Source organism: Tenacibaculum holothuriorum, from assembly GCF_002120225.1.
In the GTDB taxonomy this organism is placed as follows: Bacteria; Bacteroidota; Bacteroidia; order Flavobacteriales; family Flavobacteriaceae; genus Polaribacter; species Polaribacter holothuriorum.
Genome location: NZ_LAPZ01000005.1, coordinates 315,385 through 331,343 on the forward strand (window position 1 = coordinate 315,385; position 15,959 = coordinate 331,343).

The following is a 15,959-nucleotide window of genomic DNA, read 5'->3' on the forward strand; positions in this document are numbered from 1 at the left end:
GTTTTCACTTCCTCTTTTTTTATTTAAATTTTTTATTATTTAACAATAACTCATTAATTGTTTTTACAGTCTTCTTATCTCCAATTTTTTTTAAAAGTCTTAAATGATTCATATGATGAGTATCTGTACCTACAAAATCATATAAATTTTCTTTAATTAGTTTTTGAGCTGTCTTTTGTACTCCTTTACCATATTGTTCTGTTAAAGACAATAAGTTCAGTTGAAACAAACATCCTGCTTTTTTTAGCTTATAATAATTTTGAAAATCTTGATGATAAAAATTATATCTCTCTGGATGTGCTAAAACTGGTTTATATCCTTTTAATTGAATTTCAAATAAAATATCGTATAAATTATATGGAGCATTGAAATAAGACATTTCTACCAAGACAAAATTATCTTTCAATGTTAAAATGTCATCATTCTTCAAACGCTCTACAAACTTTTCATCCATCATGTATTCAGCTGCGGCTCTAAACTGAATATCATCCAATCCTCTATTATTTAATTCAGCTTTTACTTCTTCAACTTTATTTAAAATTGTTTCTGAAGAATTTGGATATAAATCTCCCAATACATGCGGAGTTGTAATAAAGTTTTTAATTCCGTATGAATACATTTTAGAAATCAATTCAATTGAATGATCTAAATTTTTGGCACCATCATCAATACCTGGAAGTAAATGCGAATGAATATCTACAAATTCATTCGGAAAAACTTCATTTAATGGAATTTCTTTCTTTTTGAAAAAAAACATACTAAAAGTTTAAGAGGATACAAATTTATGGCTTTCTACGTATCTAACGTAAAAAAAAACACCCTATTTCATTACGAAATCGATTGAGTTTTAGTGTACGATTGCGTAAAAAAAATAGAACATATATATTTGATTTAAATATTTACAATTCATGATTTTAATAGCAGACGGAGGTTCTACCAAAGCAGATTGGATAGCCATAAATAATAATAAGGAAGAAGTTTTTAGAGTAAGAACCTTAGGTTTAAACCCTGCTGTTGTTCCTCAAAAGGAACTTAGAAACAGAGTCATTAATATGTTTCAATTAATAAATATTAAAGAAGAAGTTTCTGAAATTCATTTTTATGGAGCTGGTTGTGGCACTCCTAAACCAGTAGAAATTTTGAAAGAAACTTTATCTGAAATATTCTTTAATGCTAAAATTTTTATTACTGAAGATATGCTAGCTGCTGTCTATGCTAGCTCGGGGCAAAACCCAGCACTTGTATGTATTTTAGGAACTGGATCTAACAGTTGTTATTACAATGGCGATGAAATGGAAATGTTGGTAGATTCCTTAGGTTATACGATAATGGACGAAGCTAGTGGTAACTATTTCGGCAAGAAGTTGCTTAGAGATTATTTCTATAAAAAAATGCCAAAAACTATTCGAAAAAAGTTTGAACAATCTTATAATTTAAATTCTGACCATATAAAACAACATTTATACAGAGAAGATAATCCTAATATGTTTTTGGCTACTTTCGCAAAATTTATGTTTGAATTTAAAGAAGAAAAATATGTCAAAAAACTAATTAAAAAAGGATTTACTGAGTTCTTCAAATACAGAATTTTGCCATATAAAAAAGATAGCTCAACTCCTATTTATTTTATTGGCTCAATAGCTTTCTATTTTAGAGATATATTAGAAACAATTGCTAAAAAATATGATTTAGAAATTACTGATGTAATACAAAGACCTATAAACAACTTACTAGATTATCACAAGAAGCATATTAACTGATTAAATCCACCAAGCGTTCTAATGCCATTCCTCTAGATCCTTTAATTAAAATATGAGCTTTATTTAAATCTAGTGAATTAACATTATTTATTAAATCATCAAAACTTGAAAATTTTTGATTTATGTTGGTTTCTACTTTATTGAAGTTTTCACCTACAAGAATAACTTTATCAAAGTTTAAGCTTTCGCATAAATCAGAAATTGATTGATGTTCTTTTAAACTATCATCCCCTAACTCAAACATATCTCCTAAAACAACTATTTTATCAGCAGCCTTTATATCGTTAAAATTCTCTAACGCAGCTTTCATACTTGTTGGATTTGCATTATATGCATCTAAGATAATCTCATTATTCCCTATTTTAATTATTTGAGATCTATTGTTCGTAGGAACATAAGTTTCAATAGCTTTAACTATGCCTTCGGAAGAAACGTTAAAATATTCTCCAATTGTTATAGCAGCGGCGATATTAGAAAAGTTATATTTACCTATTAAATTACTTACAATTCTTTGATCCTTGTATTTTAACTCAACAAAAGGATTTACCCCTACATATTCTATAGAATCGTCAAAAAAGATTGTATTTCCTTTTTCAGTTTTTTCTACTTGAATTTTATCCGATTGGTTAACAAATATCTTACGTTGATTCTTAAGTAAGAAGTGATACATTTCAGATTTTGCTTCTATAACACCCTCAACCGAGCCAAATCCTTCTAGATGAGCTTTTCCAAAGTTTGTAATATATCCGTAATCTGGCTCAGTAATAGAACATAAAAAAGCTATTTCTTTATGATGATTAGCCCCCATTTCTATAATACCAATTTCATGTTCTGGTTTCATTGATAACAACGTTATAGGAACACCAATATGATTATTTAAATTTCCTTTGGTAGCTAACGTATTAAACTTTTGAGATAATACGGAATTAATCAACTCTTTAGTGGTTGTCTTGCCATTACTTCCAGTTAAAGCTATAATTGGTTTCTTGAGTTCTTTTCTATGGTAATTAGCCAACTTTTGAAGTGTAACTAATACATCATCTACTAAAATTATATGTTCATTATTACTGAATTCCTCTTCATCTACAACAGCATATAACGCTCCTTTTTCTAGTGCTTCTTCAGCAAACTTATTACCATTAAAATTCCCTCCTTTTAAAGCAAAGAAAATGGTATTCTTTCTAATATTCCTAGTATCAGTATCTACTAAATAATTTTGAGTATATAGGCTGTAAAGTTCTTCTATCTTCATAAAACAAAAATAAAAAAACCTCATTGAGCAATCAATGAGGTTTTTATATAAATATTAAATATTTTCTTATTTATAACTGTATCTTGGTGTAGCAGTCTTAGATCTATTCATCATCATTGGTCCTACTTTATCAGTAGCACATCTAAATCCGATAAAGTTTGTAGACATATACTGTGGGAAGTATCTTCTTTGAGCTGGATCTAACCAATATTCTCTATCTGCCCAAGAACCACCTTTATAAACTCTAGACTTATCACTAATTAAAGTAGTTCTATTCTTAGAATCATACTCAAATTTCTCTACAACATTTCCTAAAGTATCTCTTTCAGCTTCTGGCTTAACAGGAGAGTTATACATTCTTGGTTGACCTGATAATTGATCTTTATCTAAACCAAATATCTTAGAAGAAGCTTGGTCTCCGTCACCTAAATTAGAATTATCAGCTAAAGTATAGTTTCTTCTCATGTAAGTATCTTCTTTTGTAACTGGAATATACTTAACACTTCCTGGTAAATCTTTAGGCACAATTCTTCCGTTTTCTAAAGTATCGTATTCTACTTCACCATCACCAACGATAACAACTTTACCATCTTGATCTATTAATTTTTTCGTAAAAATATTTCCTCTAAAATAGTTAAAGTCATTTGCTTCTGAATCAATTACTGGACGGTAAACATCAGAAACCCACTCTGCTACGTTACCAGACATATCATATAATCCGAATGCATTTGGTGGATAACTCTTAACAGCGTTAGGAATATCTGAACCATCACTACTCCAACCAGGAATACCACTATAATTACCTTTTCCTTGCTTAAAGTTTGCTAATTGATCTCCTCTTCTACGCTTATCTCTATCACGAGTATATTTTCCGTTCCAAGCATATTTCTTTCTTCCTCTAATATTGTTATATTCTCGGTTTTCAAAAATTGCTTTTGCCGCATATTCCCACTCAACTTCAGTAGGTAATCTGAATTTTTGGGCTAAAATACCATCGGAAGAAGTTACTTGTCTTCCTGTAAATTGATCTTTTGCAGGTTTAGGTTCACCTTTTTTTCTTGGCACAGGCAATCCTCTTTTATAAATAGTTGAATCACCATCAAATAATGCATATGGATTCGCTAAATAAGCTTCAGTATCAAAATTATTTTTCCCTTTAAATTGAATTGAATCTTCTTTAAAAATATTTTTAATGATTCCCTTATCCATTAATATTTTTAAGTTCACTGCATTAGTACGCCACTTACAATATTTGTTAGCTTGTGTCCAACTAACTCCAACTACAGGGTAATCTGCATACGCTGGATGACGTAAATAACTCTCAGACAATAAATTAGTATTACCTAATCCTTTTCTCCAAACTAAAGTATCTGGTAAGATAGAAGGATAAATATGTTTAAACTGTGGGTCTTCTGGCGGGAATACATCTTTGGTGTATTGCATGAATAATCCGTATTCAGCATTTGTCACCTCAGTTTCATCCATATAAAACGAACGAACATGCATTTGTCTTGGAGTAGTATTCCAATCAAACATTACATCGTCTTGTACTAATCCCATTGTAAAAGTACCTCCTTCAATATGTACCATACCTGGAGGAACGTTTGCTCCTGCTTTGTGTTTTCCTTTAATGTAACTTCCATAATTAGGGTCGTTGAAGTTCCATCCTGTTAATGAAGATTGGCTAGAACTACCTCGTCTGTTAGATTGACAAGAGGTTATCATTAAACCAATGATAGCCAATAAACTAAATAATTTTAACGTACTTTTCATGAAATCTCTTCTATTTTTAAGGGTGTCGCAATTTACAATAATTATAACTTCTAACAACTAATTTAAAATAAAATTATTGGTTTATAGTCACACTCGCAACAGTACAAACGATAGTTTTTTTACTTTAGTATGACTTAAGTATCTTTTTGTAAAATATCTAATATTAAATTTCGTTATTTTGTACGATATATGAAAAGATTATTAACACTTATATTTTTACTTCCTTTATTTACTTTTTCGCAAAGTAATTCGGTATTATCATCGGGTAATTGGTATAAATTTTCGATTGATACAACTGGAATTTTTAAAATTGATGTTTCTTTTTTACAACAATTAGGAATTAACACTAGCTCAATAAATCCCAAAAACATTAAGATTTATGGTAATGGAGGACAAATGCTTCCTGAAAGGAATAGTGATTTTAGACATACATCTCTTCAAGAAAATGCAATTTATGTTTCAGGAGAAGGTGATAATGTTTTTAATAATGGTGATTATATTTTATTTTATGGTAAAGGCCCACATGATTGGACAGTAAACCCTACCGCTAATGAAGCAAATCATCGTCAAAATATTTATTCAGATAAAGCTTATTATTTTTTAACAATAGATACTACTCCTGGTAAAAGAATATCAAGTCAAATTCAACCAACAGGAACTCCAACAAATGTGGTAACCGAATACGACGATTATACTTTCTACGAAAAAGAAAATGTAAACTTATTTGCTTTAGGTAGATTATGGTTTGGAGAAGATTTTAGTTTCGAAAACACGCAAAACTTTACGATTCCTTTTCCGAATGTAGTTAGTGGCTCAAAAGTAAAAATTAGAGTTAGTGCTGTGGCACAATCTACTTTACAATCGACTATGACGGTTCAAGCAAACGGGCAAAATGTAACCACATTAAATTTACAAGCTGTTTCTGGCTCTACAACCAGTACGTTGGCAACTCAATCTGTTGGAACTGGAGAAATTAATGCTGCAACTCCTATAAATATTACGTTAACATATAATAATGGCGGGCTTCCTTCAGCAAAAGCTTATCTAGATTATATTGAAGTGATAGGAAAGAAAAACTTAATAGCAAACAATACTCAATTTAGTTTTAGAAGTTTTGATGCTGCAAATACTAGCGGAATTATTGAATATCAAATACAAAATAATAATGATATTTTTCAGGTTTGGAATGTAACCGATTACATAAATCCAAAGAATATAGATAATGCTTCTTCTGGAAATATGTTTACATTTAAAAGTAACGGAGGAAATTTACAAGAATTCGTAGTCTTAAATTCTTCAAATTATTACACGCCAAAAATTGATGGAAACCCAAAAATTGAAAATCAAAATTTGCACGCATTAAACAATGTCGATTATCTAATTATTACAACAAGTGAATTATTTTCTGAAGCAAAACGATTGGCAGATTACCATCAACAAAATTCAAACTTAACCACACAAGTTGTTTTATTACCTCAAATATATAATGAGTTTTCATCGGGTTCTAAAGATATTACCGGAGTAAGAGACTTTATTAAATATTTATATGATAAACCTTCATCAAGAAAAATATCATATGTGTGCTTCTTTGGCGATTCTTCATATGATTTTAAAAATCGATTAAACGGAAACAACAATCTCATCCCAACATTTCATGCCATTGAAAGTTTCAATTTAACTTCTTCTTTTGTTACTGATGATTATTTTGTAATGATGGATAATAATGATGGGCAAATGCTAAGTAGTGATACTATTGAAATTGCTTCAGGTAGAGTTCCTGTTTCAACACCACAAGAAGCAAAAAGTGTTGTAGATAAAATTTTAAGTTATTATCACCCTGAATCTTTTGGAGATTGGAGAAATACGGTAACTCTTGTTGCCGATGACATTGATCAAGATGCAGATAGAACTTTACAAAGCGGGTTAGAAGAAGTTGCAGATAGTATTAAAAAATACAAGCCGTTTTTCAACCTTAACAAATTATACGCCGATGCTTTTAGACAAGAAACCTCGTCGGGTGGAGAACGTTATCCACAAGTTACAGAAGCAATTACGAATGCTATTGAAAAAGGAACTTTAGTTTTTGATTATTTTGGTCATGGTGGTGAAAATGGTTTATCTGAAGAACGTTTGGTAGAAATACCACAAATAGAAGGTTTAAACAACAACAAAACACTACCATTATTTATTACTGTTACGTGTGAGTTTTCTCGTTTCGATAATCCTCTAAGAATTACTGCTGGTGAAAAACTATTCTTAAATGCAAACGGCGGTTCTACTAGTATGATTACTACCACTCGAGATGTTTTTATTAGTACTGGTGAAAGATTCAACAAAACATTAACAAAATACGTTTTCAATTTCGATAACACCAACAGTACAATTGCTCAAAACTTAGTTAAGGCAAAAAATGAAACCGGTAGTATTCAAAAGTTTTTCATTTTTTACTTTGGTGATCCTGCTATGAAATTAGCAATTCCTAAGCCTAATATCAACATTACTAAATTGAACGGAAAAGATATTACACAATCTATCGACACATTAAAAGCTTTATCTAAAGTTACTTTCGAAGGTATTGTAACTAACGAAAGTAACAACATTCTTAGTAATTTTAATGGTGAACTTTTTGCTACTGTTTTTGACAAACCTATTGACAAACAAACTCTAGACAACGACGGATTTGGAGTTGTAAATACATTCGATACTCAAGAAAGTAAGCTATTTAGAGGAAAAGCTTCAGTAACAAACGGAAACTTCAAATTCGATTTTATTGTACCTAAAGATATTAAAATTGCCTACGGAAAAGGAAAAGTTAGTTTATATGCCAACAATCAATCTATTGACAAAGGTGGGGCAAATTTCGATATTACCGTTGGAGGAATTAACACCAATGCACCAGAAGATACAACAGGTCCAGAAATTCAACTTTTTATGAATGATGAATCTTTTGTGGATGGTGGAAACACAAATTCCTCTCCAAATTTAATTATAAAATTGAGTGACTTAAGTGGAATAAACACTTCTATAACCGCAGTAGATCATGATATAACAGCAATTTTAGACGGAAATCAATCAGAACCAATTGTTTTAAACGATTACTATGAAACTGAATTAGATGATTTTACCAAAGGAAAAGTAACTTATCAATTAAGAAATTTATCTACAGGACCACATACTCTAAAAATAAAAGCTTGGGATGTTTACAATAATTCATCAGAAGCCACGTTGAACTTTGTGGTTGTTAATGACAGCGGATTAACTTTAAGTAATGTTTTAAATTATCCTAATCCGTTTGTAAATTACACCGAATTTTGGTTTAACCACAATAAGCCTAATGAACCTTTAGAAGCACAAGTGCAAATTTTTACTGTTTCGGGTAAATTAGTAAAAACCTTAAATCAAAACGTACAAACAACAGGGGGATTATCACGTTCAATTACTTGGAACGGACTAGACGATTTTGGAAATAAAATTGGTAAAGGGGTTTACGTTTATAAGCTAAAAGTGAGGTCTACTGTTACGAATTTAGTTAGTGAGAAGTACGAAAAATTAGTAATACTTCAATAAAATTATATATTTGCCAAACTATTAATCAACTATTTAAATGAGAAAAATACCCTTTCTATTAGCAATTATAGCTTGTTCAGTATTTAAAGTACAAGCGCAAAGTATAAATACTACGGCAATGCCATTCTTATTAATTACTCCAGATGCTCGCGCAGGAGGTATGGGAGACATTGGTGTTGCAACGTCATCAGATGCTTTTTCTATTTTTCACAACCCAGCAAAAACTGCATTTAATCAAAACCAAATTAGCATAGGACTAAACTATACACCTTGGTTACGTAATTTAACCGATGATATTTTTGTAGGTGGGGCTTCTTATGTAAACAGATTTAAAGAAAACTCTGCTTGGGGTGTAGATATAAAATATTTTTCATTAGGAACAGTTAACCTTACAAACCCTGATGGAAGTGCAAATGGTACAGAAAATCCTAACGAACTTGCTATTACTGGTATATACTCTTTAAAATTAAGCGAGCGTTTTTCTATGGGTATTGGTTTAAAATATATTCACTCTAATTACCAAATTAGAAGTGCTAACTCTAACTTAAGTCCAGTTAACGCATTTGCTGTAGATATTTCAGGTTATTACCAATCTGATGAAGAAAACTACGGAAACTTTAACGGACGTTATCGTTTTGGTTTTAACATTGCCAATATTGGCCCAAAAGTAAACTATACAAATGCCGCTAACAACGACAGTTTTATTCCTACAAATTTAAAACTTGGTGGTGGATTTGACTTCATCTTCGATGATTATAACACTTTAGGACTTAATGTAGAATTCACTAAATTATTAGTATCATCTGATAATACTGATGGATGGGTTGAAGGAATTTTTTCTTCTTTCGACAATTTAACTCCTACTTGGGCTTTAGGTGCTGAATATATGTACAACAATGCATTTGCAGTAAGAGCTGGTTATTTCCACGAAAGTGCAGATAACGGACAACGTCAATACTTTACTATGGGAGCTGGTTTTAAGGCTAGAGCATTCTCTTTAGACTTATCATATTTAATCAATTCAGCAGATGTAAACAATCCTCTAGAAAACACTTTACGTTTTTCTTTAGCGTTTGATTTAGGAACTATTTACGAAGATTATTAGAAAGTTCTAATAAATAAAGAATAATTGCTATTTTTGTAGCATATCAAAAGCAGTCTTAACGACTGCTTTTTTTAACCTTTATATTTTTATGGAAAAAATTGAAGTTAAAAGTTCTGCAGTGGTTTTTGAAAACATTGATCAATTACCAACTGATGACAAAGCGTTAATGGAAAAGGCTATAGAAGCAAGAGCTAAAGCATATGCTCCTTATTCTAAATTTAATGTTGGTGCCGCTCTATTATTAGAAAATGGTAAAATTATTTTAGGTAATAATCAAGAAAACGCAGCGTATCCTTCTGGGATGTGTGCAGAAAGAGTTGCTATTTGGAAAGCAGGGTCTGAATTTCCTGGAGTAAAAATTAAAAAAATAGCAATTACAGCCGCTTCTTCAACTACTAAAGTAAACAAACCAGTAGGACCATGTGGAGCATGTAGACAAACATTATCAGAATATGAAATTAACCAAAAAGAGCCTATGGAAGTAATCTTTATGGGTGAGGTAGGAAAAGTGGTAAAAATTGAATCTTTACTACATCTACTCCCTTTCTCTTTCGATAGTTCTTATTTATAATTTCAAAATAAATAAACTTAAATTTTATCTTTTTGTGAAAAATTTCACAAAAAGATAAAATGATTTTCACAATCAAACACACTTCTTTTTGTTTTTTTCAAAAAAACATCCTTACAAAATTCATTTTATCACAAAAGTGATTTCATTTCTTTTTTCTATATAAGATTTTACAATTAAAAACCGTTCTTTTGTTTTTACATTATTAAAAACATCTTTATGATTTCATCGGTAATAACAGGAACAGGATCATACATCCCTTCAATTAAAAAGGAAAATTCGCTATTTGAAAATAATCGATTTTTAAATACAGATGGTTCTGCTTTTCAAAACACTAATACTGTTATTATTGAAAAGTTCAAAGCTATTACTGGTATTGAAGAACGTAGATATGCAGAAACAAAATACAATGCTTCTGATCTTGGTTATTTTGCAGCTCAAAAAGCAATTGAAGATGCAGGTATTAATCCAGAAGAATTAGACTACATTATCGTTTCTCATAATTTCGGTGATGTTAAAGACGCTGCAATTCAAAGTGATATTTTACCCAGTTTAGCCACCAGAGTTAAATACAGACTTGGAATTTCAAATCCTAATTGTGTTGCTTACGATATTCTTTTTGGTTGCCCAGGTTGGGTAGAAGGTGTTATTCAAGCTCAAGCATTTATTAAAGCTAAAATGGCTAAAAAGTGCTTAGTTATTGGTACCGAAACATTATCGAGAGTCGTTGATAAACACGATAGAGATTCTATGATTTATAGTGATGGTGCAGGTGCTTGTATTATTGAAGCTAAAGAAAACAGTGATAGTGCAATTTTAAGTCACGCATCTCAAACCTTTGCAAAAGAAGAAGCATATCATTTATTCTTCGGAAATTCTTACGATAAAAATGAAGATCCGAATGTTCGTTATATTAAAATGCACGGACGTAAAATTTATGAGTTTGCTTTAACAAATGTACCACAAGCAATGAAAACTGCTCTAGATAAAAGTGGTGTTTCTATTGATGATGTTAAAAAAGTTTTCATTCATCAAGCAAATGAAAAAATGGACGAGGCTATCATAAAACGTTTTTACAGATTGTATAAAAAGCAAGCTCCAGAAGGTGTAATGCCAATGAGCATCCATAAATTAGGTAATAGTTCTGTTGCTACTGTACCTACTCTACTCGACTTGGTTTTAAAAGGACAAATTGAAAATCAAGAAGTACAAAAAGGAGATGTAATTATAATGGCATCTGTAGGAGCAGGAATGAATATAAATGCAATCGTGTATCGCTACTAAAAACTTCAAAAAATCTAAATTTAAATCTTAAAAATCTAATTTGTAAGTACTATTTTTGCGCATGCAACAACACAACGTACTTATATTAGATTTTGGCTCGCAATACACGCAACTTATTGCACGCCGAGTAAGAGAATTAAACATTTATTGTGAAATTCATCCTTACAACAAAATTCCAACAAATTTAAACGATTTTAAAGCTGTAATCTTATCTGGAAGTCCTTCTTCTGTAAGATCAGATGAAGCTCCGCATCCAGATTTATTAGAAATTAGAGGTAAAAAACCTTTATTAGCTGTTTGTTATGGTGCTCAATATTTAGCACATTTTTCTGGCGGATTAGTAGCTCCTTCTAATACCCGTGAATATGGTAGAGCCAACTTATCTTTCATCAAAGAAAATGAAGAATTCTTTAAAGATATTTCAGAAGGAAGTCAAGTTTGGATGAGTCATTCAGACACCATAAAAGAACTTCCTACAAATGGAGTATTATTAGCAAGCACTCACGATGTAGAAAATGCTGCTTATAAAATTGAAGGAGAGACTACCTATGCAATTCAATTTCACCCAGAAGTATATCATTCTACTGATGGTAAACAATTATTAGCTAATTTTTTAGTTAATATAGCAGGAGTAGCTCAAAACTGGACGCCAGATTCTTTTGTAGATGAAACCGTAAAAAGTTTACGTGAAAAAATTGGTAGCGACAAAGTTGTTTTAGGCTTATCGGGTGGTGTAGATAGTACAGTAGCAGGAGTTTTATTACACAAAGCTATAGGCAGCAACTTACACTGTATCTTTGTAAACAATGGGCTACTTAGAAAAAATGAGTTTACTGATGTATTGAAACAATACGAAGGAATGGGCTTAAATGTTAAAGGAGTAGATGCTTCGGCACGCTTCTTGAATGAGCTTGCTGGATTAAGCGATCCTGAAGCAAAACGCAAAGCTATTGGTAAAGTTTTTATTGATGTTTTTGATGATGAGGCATCTCAAATTGAAGACGCAAAATGGTTAGCTCAAGGAACAATTTATCCAGATGTAATTGAGTCTGTTTCTGTAAATGGAGGTCCTTCTGCAACCATTAAAAGTCATCATAATGTGGGTGGATTACCTGACTTTATGAAACTTAAAGTAGTTGAACCTTTACGAATGATTTTTAAAGATGAAGTTCGTCGTGTAGGTGCTTCTATGGGAATAGATAAGAACTTATTAGGCCGTCATCCTTTTCCAGGACCTGGTTTAGCGATTAGAATACTGGGAGATGTAACGTCAGAAAAAGTTCGTATTTTGCAAGAAGTAGATGCCGTTTTTATTAATGGTTTAAAAGAAAACGGATTGTACGATAAAGTATGGCAAGCAGGTGCAATTTTATTACCAGTAAATTCTGTTGGGGTTATGGGTGATGAAAGAACTTATGAAAAAGTAGTTGCTTTAAGAGCTGTTGAAAGTACTGATGGAATGACGGCAGATTGGGTAAATTTACCTTATGAGTTTCTGCAAAAAACATCAAACGAAATTATAAATAAAGTAAAAGGTGTGAATAGAGTTGTTTATGACATTAGCTCAAAACCACCTGCTACTATTGAATGGGAATAATTATTTTATTAGAATTTAAATAATGAAACCGACATGTTTAAAATATTTATTTAAACATAAGAGGTTACATCTGACAGATAAAAAAACAATTAGGATAAACAGATGAAAAGAATAAAGTTATTAGTATTTCTTTGCGGATTAACATTTGCTGTTTCTTGTGGTCAGCAAAAAAGATATGTTTCATATAAAGTTAAAGAAGGTGAAACAATAAGCGATATTGCTGAGCGACTTTCAATGCAAGAAGATGATTTACTTCGATTAAATCCAGATGTTAGTGCTACGCCAAAAGCCAATACAATAATTGTTATTCCTAATCAAAAGATTACAAAAAGTTCGGGTAATACAAACTCTGAAACTACTTCAGAAAATTCAGAAGTCGTTGAAAACACCGAAAACCCAACTTCTTCTAATACTTCTGAAGAAGATGACAATAAAACGTACAAAACTGTTATTGTCGACTACAAAACACACACAGTACAACCTGGTGAAACTGTGTATCGTTTAACAAAAACCTACGATATTTCTAAAGAAGAGCTTTTGAATTTAAATCCTGAATTTCCAGATTTAAGATTCAACAAACTTTCTGTAGGTCAAGTTTTAAAAGTAGATAAAACAGAAAAAGAAATTAGTCTTAACAAAGAAGATATTCTAAAACAATTTGTAACTCACGAGGTAAAAAGTAAAGAAACTATTTTTAGTTTAACTCGTTTTTACAATATTACTAAAGAAGATTTAATAAAACTGAATCCAGAGTATCCAGGTATTGTAAATAATGAACTTCAAATTGGTCAATTAATAAAAATTAGACCTTTAAATACCAATGAAGAGCCTTCGGAAGAAAGTAATGCGGCTATTTATGAAGATATCATTGATATTGACAAACCTCTAAATATTGCTTTGTTACTTCCTTTTAGAGCTTCAGAATATGATAGTATTTCTAGCAAAGATATTTTCAAGAAGAATAGACTTGCTAATATGGTAACCGATTTTTATATGGGTGCTGCTATTGCTATTGATTCAATCAAAGAACAAGGAATTGACGTAAATGTAAATGTTTACGATACGGGTAAAAAAGGAGCTAACCTTCAAAACATTGTAAACAACAACGATTTAGACGATATGGGTGCTATTATTGGTCCTTTTTATTCTGATGTTGCGATTACTTTATCTAAAGAAGTAAATGCTCCAATAATATTCCCTCACTATTCTAGCAAGCAAAAAAGTTTTTCTTCTTCTAAATTAGTTAAATCAACTCCTGACAAAGAAGCTTATATTTCATTTTTAACTGAATATTTAAAAGATAATTTTAACGGAGAAACAATTTTTGTTGTTGACGATGGAACTTCAAAAAGTAAAGGGTATGCTTCTAAAATTTCATCTTCTTTAAAGAGACACGATTCTATTCAAAAAGTAGTATCAATTACTCCAAAAGATGGATATATTAAAAAAGAGCGTTTTACAGATTTAATGAAACCTGACAGCAAATCTTGGGTTATTTTAACTTCTGATAATAATGTTGCTGTGGCAAATGCTTTAAATAGTATGATTGGTTTACCAGAAGGTGCTACTGCTAGAGTTTTTTCTATTGAAAAGAATAAAGCATTTGATAAAATTGATAATTATAAATTAGCTAATATTAACTTCACTTACGTTACCAATACATATAGTGATAATGAAGAATCGTTTGTAAGAAACTTTAATAAAAAGTACTTAGAAAGGAACAACGCTCTACCGTCTGATTATTCTGTTAGAGGTTTTGACATAACGTATGATGTGTTAATACGATTAGCTTCTGGAAAAGATTTAAAAGATACTTTTAAAGAAGGAGTGTCTTTTAGATTAGAAAACAAATTTGATTATCGTAAAAAGCTTTTCGGAACTTATAATAACCAAGGTTTGTATATTGTTAAGTTCAATCCTGATTTAAGTTTAGAAAGATTAAAATAAAAAAATCCGATGTTTAAAACATCGGATTTTTTTATTCATACATTTCTTTATAATATTTTTGATAATCTCCACTGGTAACATTATCTACCCACGCTTGATTTTCTAAATACCATTTTACGGTTTTTTCGATTCCTTCTTCAAATTGTAATGAAGGTTCCCAACCCAATTCATTTTTTAATTTTGAAGAATCTATAGCATATCTAAAATCATGTCCCGCTCTATCTGTTACATAAGTTATTAATTTTTCAGATTCTCCTTCTTTTCTGCCTAATAATTTATCTACAGTTTTTATCAACACTTTGATTAAGTCGATGTTTTTCCATTCATTAAATCCACCAATATTATACGTATCACCTAATTTTCCTTTATGGAAAATAACATCTATCGCTCTTGCATGGTCGTTTACAAATAGCCAATCTCTAACATTTTCTCCTTTTCCATAAACTGGTAAGGGTTTGTTATTACAAATATTATTGATAAATAACGGTATTAACTTCTCTGGAAATTGATACGACCCATAATTATTAGAACAGTTAGAAATTACTACTGGTAAGCCATACGTATCATGAAAAGCTCTCACAAAATGATCTGAAGAAGCTTTAGATGCTGAATACGGTGAATGTGGATCATACGCAGTTTCTTCTGTAAAAAAACCATTCTTTCCTAAACTTCCGTATACTTCATCTGTTGACACATGATAAAACAACTTATTTTCAAAATTGTCTTTCCAATTATTTTTAGCTGCTTGAAGTAAACTTAAAGTTCCCATTACATTTGTTTGTGCAAACGAAAACGGATCTTTAATAGACCTATCAACATGAGATTCAGCTGCTAAATGTATTACCCCATCAATTTTATATTTTAAAAATATCTCTTGAATAAATTTGTAATCACAAATATCTGCTTTAACAAAAGTATAATTCGATTTATCTTGAATATCTTTTAAGTTTTCCAGATTACCTGCATAGGTTAAAGCATCTAAATTTATGATATTATAGTTGGGGTAATTATTTACAAACAGCCTCACTAAATGTGAGCCTATAAAACCTGCTCCTCCAGTAATTAATATATTTTTCATTAAAATGATAAGTCTATATTCTGTAGTA

At 30.7% G+C, this 15,959-nt stretch carries 11 protein-coding genes; 7 read left to right on the top strand and 4 right to left on the bottom strand.

The window, feature by feature from the left end:
• Window positions 1–19: 19 nt before the first annotated feature.
• Window positions 20–757, bottom strand: coding sequence for a tyrosine-protein phosphatase (locus WH52_RS08965; protein WP_086030607.1), 738 nt, complete (start codon window positions 755–757; stop codon window positions 20–22).
• Window positions 758–908: 151 nt separating this feature from the next.
• On the opposite strand from WH52_RS08965, the gene WH52_RS08970 reads away from it, so the two are divergent.
• Window positions 909–1,760, top strand: a complete 852-nt coding sequence (locus WH52_RS08970) for an N-acetylglucosamine kinase (protein WP_086030608.1) — start codon at window positions 909–911, stop codon at window positions 1,758–1,760.
• On the opposite strand, the gene WH52_RS08975 is transcribed toward WH52_RS08970, so the two are convergent.
• Window positions 1,753–3,012: a UDP-N-acetylmuramoyl-tripeptide--D-alanyl-D-alanine ligase gene (locus WH52_RS08975; protein WP_086030609.1), complete on the bottom strand. Its 1,260-nt coding sequence runs from the start codon at window positions 3,010–3,012 to the stop codon at window positions 1,753–1,755. The genes WH52_RS08970 and WH52_RS08975 overlap by 8 nt on opposite strands.
• Before the next feature lie 66 nt (window positions 3,013–3,078).
• The gene (gene gldJ, locus WH52_RS08980; protein WP_086030610.1) at window positions 3,079–4,785 is read right to left on the bottom strand and encodes a gliding motility lipoprotein GldJ; all 1,707 of its coding nucleotides are present in this window, start codon (window positions 4,783–4,785) and stop codon (window positions 3,079–3,081) included.
• A gap of 189 nt (window positions 4,786–4,974) precedes the next feature.
• Between gldJ and porU the strand changes: the two genes are divergently transcribed.
• The 6 genes from porU to WH52_RS09010 all read left to right on the top strand — a co-directional run bounded on the left by porU (window position 4,975) and on the right by WH52_RS09010 (window position 14,853).
• Complete coding sequence (gene porU, locus WH52_RS08985; protein ID WP_086030611.1) at window positions 4,975–8,352, top strand: type IX secretion system sortase PorU; 3,378 nt, start codon at window positions 4,975–4,977, stop codon at window positions 8,350–8,352.
• Between the two features lie 37 nt (window positions 8,353–8,389).
• The gene (porV, locus tag WH52_RS08990; protein WP_086030612.1) at window positions 8,390–9,457 is read left to right on the top strand and encodes a type IX secretion system outer membrane channel protein PorV; all 1,068 of its coding nucleotides are present in this window, start codon (window positions 8,390–8,392) and stop codon (window positions 9,455–9,457) included.
• Between the two features lie 88 nt (window positions 9,458–9,545).
• Window positions 9,546–10,028 (top strand): cytidine deaminase, encoded by a 483-nt coding sequence (gene cdd, locus WH52_RS08995; RefSeq protein ID WP_086030613.1) that lies wholly within the window; start codon window positions 9,546–9,548, stop codon window positions 10,026–10,028.
• Window positions 10,029–10,244: 216 nt separating this feature from the next.
• Window positions 10,245–11,309 carry a 3-oxoacyl-ACP synthase III family protein gene (locus tag WH52_RS09000; protein WP_086030614.1) on the top strand — a complete coding sequence of 355 codons (1,065 nt, stop codon included), beginning with the start codon at window positions 10,245–10,247 and terminating at the stop codon, window positions 11,307–11,309.
• A gap of 61 nt (window positions 11,310–11,370) precedes the next feature.
• Window positions 11,371–12,906: a glutamine-hydrolyzing GMP synthase gene (gene guaA, locus WH52_RS09005; protein ID WP_086030615.1), complete on the top strand. Its 1,536-nt coding sequence runs from the start codon at window positions 11,371–11,373 to the stop codon at window positions 12,904–12,906.
• 102 nt (window positions 12,907–13,008) lie between these two features.
• Complete coding sequence (locus WH52_RS09010) at window positions 13,009–14,853, top strand: amino acid ABC transporter substrate-binding protein (protein WP_086030616.1); 1,845 nt, start codon at window positions 13,009–13,011, stop codon at window positions 14,851–14,853.
• A 31-nt stretch (window positions 14,854–14,884) separates the two neighbouring features.
• Here the strand turns inward: WH52_RS09010 and rfbB are convergent, their stop codons facing one another.
• Complete coding sequence (gene rfbB / locus WH52_RS09015; protein ID WP_086030617.1) at window positions 14,885–15,931, bottom strand: dTDP-glucose 4,6-dehydratase; 1,047 nt, start codon at window positions 15,929–15,931, stop codon at window positions 14,885–14,887.
• Window positions 15,932–15,959 lie beyond the last annotated feature (28 nt).